Below are 8,816 nucleotides of genomic sequence, written 5' to 3' on the forward strand. Positions count from 1 at the left end.
GTATTGCCATTCTCATTTTACGGAAGTGCCATAATCGCTGTGTACCGCGTGTTCGTAGGCGCTGAGCCGCAGGTTGTGAGCCTTCCTCGGTGCGCGTTTCCGGCGGGCGGTATTGGCATTCTCATTTTTTGCAAGTACGTTATCGAGTGATGAGCGAGCCAGTACAGACCCCGTCGGGGATACCGCTCGAGCCGGTCTACGGACCGGCGGAACGGGCGACAGATCCGCCTGCGCCGGGCACCTACCCGTTCACCCGCGGGAACTTCGCAACCGGCTATCGCGGTAAGACCTGGACGTTTCGTCAGTATTCGGGCTTCGGCACGGCCGAGGAGTCGAACCGCCGCTACCGCTACCTGCTCGACCAGGGCGGCACCGGCCTGTCGGTGGCCCTGGATCTGCCCACGCAGTGCGGCTATGACTCCGACGATCCCGAATACGGCGAAGAGGTGGGCCGTGTCGGCGTCGCGGTCGACACCCTGGCCGACGCGGAGATTCTCTTCGACGGCATCCCGCTGGACAAGATCAGCACGAGTTTCACCATCAACGGCACCGCGGCGATTCTGCTCGCGTTCTATGTCGCGGCCGCCGAGAAGAAGGGCGTGCCGCGCGAGAAGCTGACCGGCACCATCCAGAACGACATCCTCAAGGAGTACGCGTCGCGCGGCACGTGGATTTGGCCGCCGGAACCGTCGCTGCGCCTGATCGCCGACACGATCGAGTTCTGCGCGGCCGAGGTGCCCAAGTTCAACGCGATCTCCGTGGCGGGCGCGCACTTTCGCGATGCCGGCGCGAACGCGGTCCAGGAGATGGCGTTCACCTTGGCCGACGGCGTCACCTATTGCGACACCGTCGTCGAGCGCGGACGCATGACCATCGACCAGTTCGCGCCGCAGATCTCGTTCTTCTTCTACACCCACGGCGACTTCTTCGAAGAGATCGCCAAGTACCGCGCCGGGCGGCGGCGGTGGGCGACGATCGTGCGCGAACGCTATGGCGCATCGTCGGACAAGGCGTCGATGTTCCGGTTCGGCTGCGTGGCCGGCGGTGCGTCGCTGTATGCGCCACAGGCGCAGAACAATCTCGTGCGGGTGGCCTACGAGGCGATGGCGGCGGTCCTCGGCGGCGTGCAGTCGATGTTCACCGCCGCGTGGGACGAGCCGTTCGCGCTGCCCAGCGAGGAGTCCGCGACGCTGGCGCTGCGGACCCAGCAGATCCTCGCCTATGAGACGGGGGTGACCAAGGTCGCCGATCCGCTCGGCGGCTCGTACTTCGTCGAGGCGCTCACCGATGCCACCGAGCAGAAGATCATCGAGATCATGCATGACTTGGAGCAGCATGGCGGGATGGTGCGCGCGATCGAGGACGGCTATCTGCAGGGCCTCATCGCCGACGAGGCGTTCAAGATCCATCAGGAGATCGAGTCGGGTGAACGACCGGTGGTTGGCGTCAACAAGTTCGTCTCCGACGAGCCCGCGCCCGAGATCGCGACATACGAACTCGACGCCGAAGGCCGCGACCTGCAACTCAAGCGGCTCTCGAAGGTCAAGGCGGAACGCGATGCCCTCGCCGTCAAGGAGTCGTTGGCGGCGCTCGCGCGCGCTGCGGAAGGTGACGACAACCTGATGCACAAGCTGATCGACTGCGCGGGAGCGTATTGCACGGTGGGCGAGATGGTTTCGACGCTCAAGGCCGTCTGGGGCGAGTTCCAGCAGCCGGTGGTGTTCTGATGGCGGGTCCGGTGCGAGTTCTCGTCGCCAAACCCGGCCTCGACGGCCACGACCGCGGCGCGAAGATCGTCGCTCGTACGCTTCGTGACGCCGGCTTCGAGGTGATCTACACCGGTATCCGGCAACGCATCGAGGACATCGTGTCGATCGCACTGCAGGAAGATGTTGCCCTGGTGGGGCTCTCGATATTGTCGGGCGCACACGTGGCGCTCACCACCCGCACCGTGGAAGCCCTGCGTGCCGCCGACGCCGGCGACATCGCGGTCGTCGTGGGCGGCACCATTCCGCAGGGTGACGTGCCCAAGCTGCTGTCGGCGGGAGCGGCCGCCGTGTTCCCGACCGGCACCCCGCTCGAGACGCTCGTCGACGAGGTGCGCAAGCTGACGGTGGGTGAACAGTGACCTGCTCGTCGAGCGTGCGCTCATTGCGAGATTGCGGCTCATTCCTCGCCGTCACCGCACGTTCGGCGCTGATCATTCGAAGGGCGGACTGACATGCGGCTTGGCGTGATGATCGGCGCCGAGCGTGGCGATATGGCCCGCAAGGTCGACAAGCTGGTCTCCGATATCGAATGGGCCGAGTCCGCGGGCATGGACACAGCGTGGATGCCCCAGGTGCCCAACGACTTCGACTGCCTGACGATGGTTGCGCTGATGGCGGCGCACACCTCCCGGATCGAGTTGGGCACGGCGGTGGTCCCGCTGCAGGCCCAGCACCCGATCGCGCTCGCGCGCCAGGCGCTCTCGGTGCACGCGATGGCCGGTGGGCGGCTGGCCCTGGGCGTGGGCCCGTCACACCACTGGATCGTGCGCGACATGCTCGGCATCCCGTACGAGAAGCCGGCCGCGTACACGCGCGACTACCTGGAGGTGCTCAATGCCGCGCTCGCGGGGCCGGGGGACGTCGACGTCGAGAACGGCACCTTCACCGTGCACAATCCGACTGTGCTGGGCGCGAATTCACCGTTACCGGTGCTGGTCGCAGCGCTCGGGCCGGTCATGCTGCAGATCGCCGGTGAGCGCGCCGACGGCACAGTCCTGTGGATGGCCGACGAGAAGGCGATCGGCGAGCACATCGCGCCCAAGATCAACAAGGCCGCTGCGGAAGCCGGCCGGCCCGCTCCGCGCATCGTCGCCGGGATTCCCGTTTGCCTGTGTGCGAACTCGGAGATCGAGACGGCCAAGGAGCGGGCAAACCGAATCCTCGCAGAGGCCGAGACGTCGCCGAACTACCAGCGGTTGCTCGACCGTGGTGATGCCCGCGACGTCGGCGACCTGTGCGCCGCCGGCGACGAGGAGTCAATACTGGCGCGCTTCAAGCAGTTCGCCGATGCGGGCGTCACCGACCTGTCGGTTCGGCTGTTGCCGATCGGGGACAACCGCGACGAGCTCATCGCCTCCAAATACCGGACGCGCGAGGTGATCGCGGAGTTGGCCAAGGCCGTGCGATGAGCGCTTGCGCGAAGAGCCGAGGGCACCGGTGACCGAAGGCCCGTTGGCCGGCATCCGGATTGTCGAGGTCGGCGTCATGCTGGCCGGTCCGTACGCGACCATGTTGCTGGCCGACCTCGGGGCGGAAGTCATCAAGGTCGAGCCGCCGGGCGGTGAGATCTCGCGACAGGTCAGCGACAGTTACTTCGCCAGTTTGAACCGGAACAAGAAGAGCGTCGTGCTCGACCTGCGCTCGGACGCCGGGAGGCAGCGGCTGGGCGAACTCGTCGCCGATTCGCATGCGCTGCTGGTGAACATGAAGCCGTCGGCGATCAAGAAGCTCGGCCTGACCTACGAATCGCTTCGACAGTTCAACGAGCGGATCGTCTGCGTCGCCATGACCGGCTTCGGGCTCGAAGGCGGCGACGACCCTGCCTTCGACTACGTCATCCAGGCCGCCACCGGCGTCGCGGCGATGACGGGGCATCCCGACGAACCACCGACCCTGCCGGGGTACTCGTCTGCCGACAACTCGACGGGCCTGGCCGCGGCGCTCGGGCTGCTGGCCCAGATCGTGTCCGGCCGGGGTGGTCAGGTCGACGTGTGTCTGCGCGACGTGATGCTCTCGCAATTGAACTACCGCGCATCGGCTTATCTGAACGACGGTGCGGCGCCGCTGCGGTACCCGTTCGGGGCGCATTCGTATTACGTTCCGGCGCAACTGTTTGCAACGTCCGACGGGTATCTGGCGCTGTTCATCACACATGACGCGTTCTGGCAGGCGTTCTCGGCTGAAGCGGGCATCGACGGCTTTCCGACGATGGCCGAACGAGCGAGCAAGCGCGACGAGGTGCTGGCGGTCGTGGCGGCCGCGTTGGCCACCGACACCGCGGCCGGTTGGGAGTCGCGACTGCGGCCGCTCGGGATCCCGGTCGCTGCGGTGCGCACGCTGCCGGAGGCGTTAGAGCAGACGCCTGAAGCGATCGTCAGCTCCGGCGGGTTTCGGTTGGTGCGCAGCCCGATTCAGATCGTCGGCTACGAACCCGAGTACCGGCCGGCGCCGCGGGTCGACGAGCACGGCGACACCGCGACTCAGTCGTCGTAGGTCACGCTGACATTGTCGGTTTCCGGAACCGCCTGGCAGGTGAGGATGTATCCCTCGTCGACCTCGTCGGCGTCGAGAGCGTCGTTGACGCGCATCGTCGCCCGGCCCTCGATGAGCTTGCCCATGCACGTGCCGCAGTTGCCCGCTTCGCAGGAGAAGGGCGGCGACAACCCCGCGCGGCGGGCGCTCTCCAGCAGCGTCTCGTTGGCGACCTGCCGCACCGAGACCTTCTTGCGGTCGAGCACGATCGTCACCTGTCCAGCCTGGTCAGGTATCGGATCAGCCGTCATCAAAACCTCTCCTGAACCGTCGATTCTAGCTGGACGAGAATACCATTCTCGTTAAATGATACGCTATTCTCAACGCAGTGGTGGGCCACCGGTAGACGCTAGTGAGGACAGGGTGTGAGTGAGGCGATCGCGCTCGCCTTCGAGCAGCGTGAATACACGCTGGCGCAACTCGATGAGCTGACCGCCGGCATGGCCGACGTTCTCGAGAAGCGGGGCGTGCGGGCGGGGGAGCGGGTGGCGCTGATGTCGTCCAATCGGCCCGAGTTCGCCGTCGCGCTTCGGGCCGTCTGGCGCCTGGGCGCTGTTGCTGTCCTGCTGAGTCCGGCATGGAAGCGCGCGGAGGCCGAACACGCACTGGCCCTGACCCGGCCGACGCACGCCGTCGGAGACAACGCGGTGCTCGCCGAGCTCATGCCGATGCTTTCGCTCGACGAGCCGATCTCACCGGCCCGACGGGAGTTCACGACTACCGAGCCGAGCGCCGACGCCCTGTTCGTGTTCAGTTCCGGCACAACCGGTATGCCCAAGGCCGTGCGTCACACGCACGCTTCGCTCGCTGTCGCGGTCCGGCACTGGCGCGATGCGCTGCAACTGTCTTCGGCCGACCGCATGCAGATCATGACACCGCCGTCACACATCCTGGGCCTGCTCAACATCGTGATGGCACTCGAGGCCGGCGCGTGGATCAGGCTGCACCGCCGCTTCGACGTGGACAGCATGCTGCAGCACATCGCGAGCGACCGGATCACCATCGAAATGGCAGTGGCGCCAATTGCTTTGGCGCTGGCCGGCCACGCGGACCTCGAATCCTATGACCTGTCGTCACTGCGCTACATCATGTGGTGCGCCACGCCCGTCACGCAGAGCGTCGCCGACGCCGTCACCCGCAGAACCGGGGTGACGTGGATGACGGCATACGGCGCGAGCGAACTTCCGGTCATCTCCTGCAACGACTTCGACGGCAAGCATCTGGACACCGTGGGCAAGCCTGTTCCCGGCGTGCATGTGCGGGTGGTCTCGTTGGACGGCTCCGCGGTTCTTTCCGCCGGTGAGGTCGGCGAGATCGAGGTGCGATCGGACTCGGTCATGGCGGGATACCTGCCGGAGTCGGCAACCGCGGCGGCTTTCGACGACGGGTGGTACCGCACCGGCGACGTCGGGTTGCTCGACGACGACGGTCGGCTGCGGATCACCGATCGCTCCAAGGAGATGATCAAGGTACGCGGCTTCCAGGTCGCGCCCGCCGAGGTGGAGGCAGTGCTGCACGGACACCCGGCAGTCGAGGACTGCGCGGTGTTCGGAGTGCCGGACGCGGTCGACGGCGAGGCGGTCGTCGCTGCGGTGAGGGCCAATACGCCGGTGTCGGCAGACGAATTGACAGCGCTGATCGGTGAGCGGCTGGCGTCGTACAAGCGACCGGGCCGGGTGGTCTTCGTCTCCGAGATACCGCGGCTGCCGTCGGGCAAGGTTCTGCGTCGAGTGTTGAAGGAGCGCCTGTGGACGTCCGTCTGACGAGTGAACAACAACAGTTGCGGGAGGCCGCGGCGAGCCTGGCCGACGACCTCGGCCCCGGTTCGGTGGCAGACCTCGACGATGTGAGCAGGGTTGCGAGACTGGAAAAGGCCGTGGACGCGACCGGGTTTCGCACCCTTCGCTCCGACGGTGCGTCCGGTGTGGAAGTGGCGATCGTGGCCGAGGAATTCGCCCGCGGTCTGGTCGATGTGCCGTTCATCGGACCGGTGCTCGCCGATGACCTCCGCACACGCTGCGGGCGTGAACCATCCGCAGGCGGCGAGCGGGAGACTGCCGATCTGACGCGAAGCCTCACCGGGGTGGTCGAATCGCCCGCCGAACTCGACGGACTCTCGGAGGAAGACGCGGGGCGGTGGCGCGCACTGGCGCTGACGGTCACGTGTGCCGACCTCGTCGGCGCAGCCCGCGGAGCGCAGGCGCTGGCGGTCGAGTACGCCAAGGTGCGCGAGCAGTACGGCGCCACGATCGGGTCGTATCAGGCGGTCGGTCATCTGCTCGCCGAGAGCCTGGCCTTGATCGAGGGTTCGGTCAGCGTGTCGCGGCACGCCGCGTGGGCAGTCGACGAACTGCCGGTGGCCGAAGCGATCGAAGCGGCGCGGGTAGCCAAGATCTACTGTGCGCGAGCCGCTTTGACCGTCTGCGAGACGTCGATACAGGTGCACGGCGGCATCGGCAACACCTGGGAGTGCCTGGCTCACGTCTATCTGCGGCGGGTGCTGGCCGCGACCGAGACGTGGCCCGCGAGACTGGAGGAGCTGTCCATTGGACTTTCGTGACTCACCGGAGGAAGCCGCGTTCCGTGATCGGCTGCGCGGCTGGCTGACCGAGCAGAAGGGTAAGTTCCCGACGTCGGGCGACGAGTACTGGGCTGCCCAGGGAGCATGGCATCAGGCACTCTACGAGGCCGGCTTCTTCGGCACCTCGTGGCCCAAAGAGTATGGCGGACAGGACTTGCCGCCGGTGTACGACGTGATCGTCGACGAGGAGATCGCCAAGGCGGGTGCGCCCGCACGGCCGAGCCTGGGCTATCTGGTGGTCGGGTTGTCGCACCACGGCAGCGAGGAACTGCGGCAACGGTTCCTGCCCGGCATGATCAACGGAACAGAGCGGTGGTGCCAGGGCTTCTCCGAACCGGGGGCGGGTTCAGACCTGGCGTCGTTGACGACGACGGCCACCCGCGAGGGCGATGAGTACGTTCTCGAAGGCCACAAGATCTGGACCAGCTACTCCGACGTCGCAGACTGGTGCCTGTTGTTGGCGCGCACGGACAAGAGTGTGCCCAAGCACAAAGGCATCTCCGCGTTCATCGTGCCGATGCACCAGCCCGGGATCGAGCAGCGGCCGCTGAAGATGATCAGCGGCGTCACCAAAGAATTCGGCCAGGTGCTGTTCGACGGCGCACGGGTGCCGGCCCAGAACATGGTCGGCGCACCCGGCGAGGGATGGAAGCTCGCGATGACCGTGGTGAGCCATGAGCGTGAGCCGTCGACGCTCGGCTTCTCGGCGCGCTATGGAAAGCTGGTGCGCCAGTTGGCTTCCCGGGTCGAAGGTTCACCTCCCGAGGAGCTGGCCTGGGCATGGGTGCAGACCGAGATGTTACGGCTGCACGTGCGCAGGCGGCTCTCCGAGCAACTCGACGGCTTGACGCACGGGCCGCAGGGCTCGCTGGACAAGCTGCTGATGACCTGGACGGAGCAGTCAGTCGGCCACGCCGCCCTGGCAACCGTCGGCACCGGTGACCCAGAACTGTTCGGCGCCTACATGTACAGCCGTGCGCAAAGCGTGATGGGCGGCACCTCGCAGATCCAGAAGAACATCATCGCCTCGCGAATCCTCGGATTAGGAGTCTGAATGTATGGGATGCCAGACGAAATCGACGTCAAGGCCGACGGTGGCCTGCGCATCATCACGCTCAACCGTCCGGACGACCTGAATGCGGTCAACGACGCGTTGCACGTAGGCCTGGCCAAGATCTGGGAAGAACTCAACGAGGATGTCGAGGCCCGGGCCGCGGTGATCACCGGTGCCGGCCGCGCCTTCTCCGCCGGCGGCGACTTCAACTACCTCGACGAGCTGCGCAACGATGAAGCCCTGCGCCAGAAGACGATCAAGCATGGTCGTGACCTCGTCATCGGCATGGTGCGTTGCCGCATCCCCGTGGTCGCGGCCGTCAACGGCCCCGCCGTCGGGCTCGGGTGCAGCCTGGCCGCGCTGTCGGACATCGTCTACATGGCCGAGACTGCGTTCTTCGCGGACCCGCACGTCTCGATCGGTCTGGTGGCTGCGGACGGCGGCCCGCTGGTGTGGCCGTCACAGATCAGCTTGTTGCACGCCAAGGAGTTCGCGTTCACCGGCGTTCGGATCAAGGCGGCGCGGGCGCTCGAGCTCGGTATGGCCAACCACGTGGTGGCCGACCCGCTGGCCGAGGCGATCGCATGCGCGAAGAAGATCATGGAGCTGCCGCAGCAAGCCCTCGAGAGCACCAAGCGGCTGATGAACCTGCAACTCGAGAAGTCGGTGATGGCGTCGTTGGACTACGCCAACTTGTCGGAGTACGTCTCCTTCGGGACTGCAGACTTCAATACGATTGTCGACGGCCTGATCGCCAAGCAGAAGAAGAATTAGCCGTTCTTGCGCGAGCGTGCGTGTTTGCACACGACACGCCGCTTAAATAAGGCAGTTTGAGCACCGTCACCCTGTCACGAACGTGCACAAACAGTCTGCGGCGCGC

9 protein-coding genes are annotated in these 8,816 nt (G+C 66.2%); 8 read left to right on the forward strand and 1 reads right to left on the reverse strand.

Annotation, left to right across the window (positions count from 1 at the left end; genetic code table 11):
- Window positions 1–149 precede the first annotated feature (149 nt).
- From A5663_RS01505 to A5663_RS01520, 4 genes are all read left to right on the forward strand, one after another.
- On the forward strand, window positions 150–1,727 hold the full coding sequence (locus tag A5663_RS01505; RefSeq protein ID WP_068143174.1) for a methylmalonyl-CoA mutase family protein: 1,578 nt from the start codon (window positions 150–152) through the stop codon (window positions 1,725–1,727).
- Window positions 1,727–2,128, forward strand: coding sequence for a cobalamin B12-binding domain-containing protein (locus A5663_RS01510; RefSeq protein ID WP_068143176.1), 402 nt, complete (start codon window positions 1,727–1,729; stop codon window positions 2,126–2,128). Before A5663_RS01505 ends, A5663_RS01510 begins: the two co-directional genes overlap by 1 nt.
- A 93-nt stretch (window positions 2,129–2,221) precedes the next feature.
- Window positions 2,222–3,178 carry an LLM class F420-dependent oxidoreductase gene (locus A5663_RS01515; protein WP_068143178.1) on the forward strand — a complete coding sequence of 319 codons (957 nt, stop codon included), beginning with the start codon at window positions 2,222–2,224 and terminating at the stop codon, window positions 3,176–3,178.
- A gap of 28 nt (window positions 3,179–3,206) precedes the next feature.
- Window positions 3,207–4,262, forward strand: a complete 1,056-nt coding sequence (locus A5663_RS01520) for a CaiB/BaiF CoA-transferase family protein (RefSeq protein WP_068143179.1) — start codon at window positions 3,207–3,209, stop codon at window positions 4,260–4,262.
- On the opposite strand, the gene A5663_RS01525 is transcribed toward A5663_RS01520, so the two are convergent.
- On the reverse strand, window positions 4,250–4,552 hold the full coding sequence (locus A5663_RS01525; RefSeq protein WP_068143181.1) for a 2Fe-2S iron-sulfur cluster-binding protein: 303 nt from the start codon (window positions 4,550–4,552) through the stop codon (window positions 4,250–4,252). The genes A5663_RS01520 and A5663_RS01525 overlap by 13 nt on opposite strands.
- Before the next feature lie 114 nt (window positions 4,553–4,666).
- Here A5663_RS01525 and A5663_RS01530 point away from each other — a divergent pair, with 114 nt between their 5' ends.
- The 4 genes from A5663_RS01530 to A5663_RS01545 are packed head-to-tail and all read left to right on the forward strand — an operon-like array spanning window position 4,667 to window position 8,710.
- On the forward strand, window positions 4,667–6,064 hold the full coding sequence (locus tag A5663_RS01530) for a class I adenylate-forming enzyme family protein (protein ID WP_068143183.1): 1,398 nt from the start codon (window positions 4,667–4,669) through the stop codon (window positions 6,062–6,064).
- Window positions 6,049–6,861 carry an acyl-CoA dehydrogenase family protein gene (locus A5663_RS01535; protein ID WP_068143185.1) on the forward strand — a complete coding sequence of 271 codons (813 nt, stop codon included), beginning with the start codon at window positions 6,049–6,051 and terminating at the stop codon, window positions 6,859–6,861. The genes A5663_RS01530 and A5663_RS01535 overlap by 16 nt, the downstream gene beginning before the upstream one ends.
- Entirely contained in the window at window positions 6,848–7,936 is a 1,089-nt protein-coding gene (locus A5663_RS01540) for an acyl-CoA dehydrogenase family protein (protein ID WP_068143187.1), read from the forward strand. Before A5663_RS01535 ends, A5663_RS01540 begins: the two co-directional genes overlap by 14 nt.
- Complete coding sequence (locus A5663_RS01545) at window positions 7,937–8,710, forward strand: enoyl-CoA hydratase/isomerase family protein (RefSeq protein ID WP_068143189.1); 774 nt, start codon at window positions 7,937–7,939, stop codon at window positions 8,708–8,710. It abuts the gene before it with no gap.
- Window positions 8,711–8,816: the final 106 nt, after the last annotated feature.

The organism is Mycobacterium sp. E740 (assembly GCF_001672895.1).
Taxonomy (GTDB): Bacteria; Actinomycetota; Actinomycetes; order Mycobacteriales; family Mycobacteriaceae; genus Mycobacterium.

Bases quoted from the DNA above. Each gene is read 5' to 3' on its own strand.
- A5663_RS01505 (WP_068143174.1), top strand. From the start codon at position 150: ATGAGCGAGCCAGTACAGACCCCGTCGGGGATACCGCTCGAGCCGGTC.
- A5663_RS01525 (WP_068143181.1), bottom strand. From the start codon at position 4,552: ATGACGGCTGATCCGATACCTGACCAGGCTGGACAGGTGACGATCGTG.
- A5663_RS01515 (WP_068143178.1), top strand. From the start codon at position 2,222: ATGCGGCTTGGCGTGATGATCGGCGCCGAGCGTGGCGATATGGCCCGC.
- A5663_RS01545 (WP_068143189.1), top strand. From the start codon at position 7,937: ATGTATGGGATGCCAGACGAAATCGACGTCAAGGCCGACGGTGGCCTG.
- A5663_RS01510 (WP_068143176.1), top strand. From the start codon at position 1,727: ATGGCGGGTCCGGTGCGAGTTCTCGTCGCCAAACCCGGCCTCGACGGC.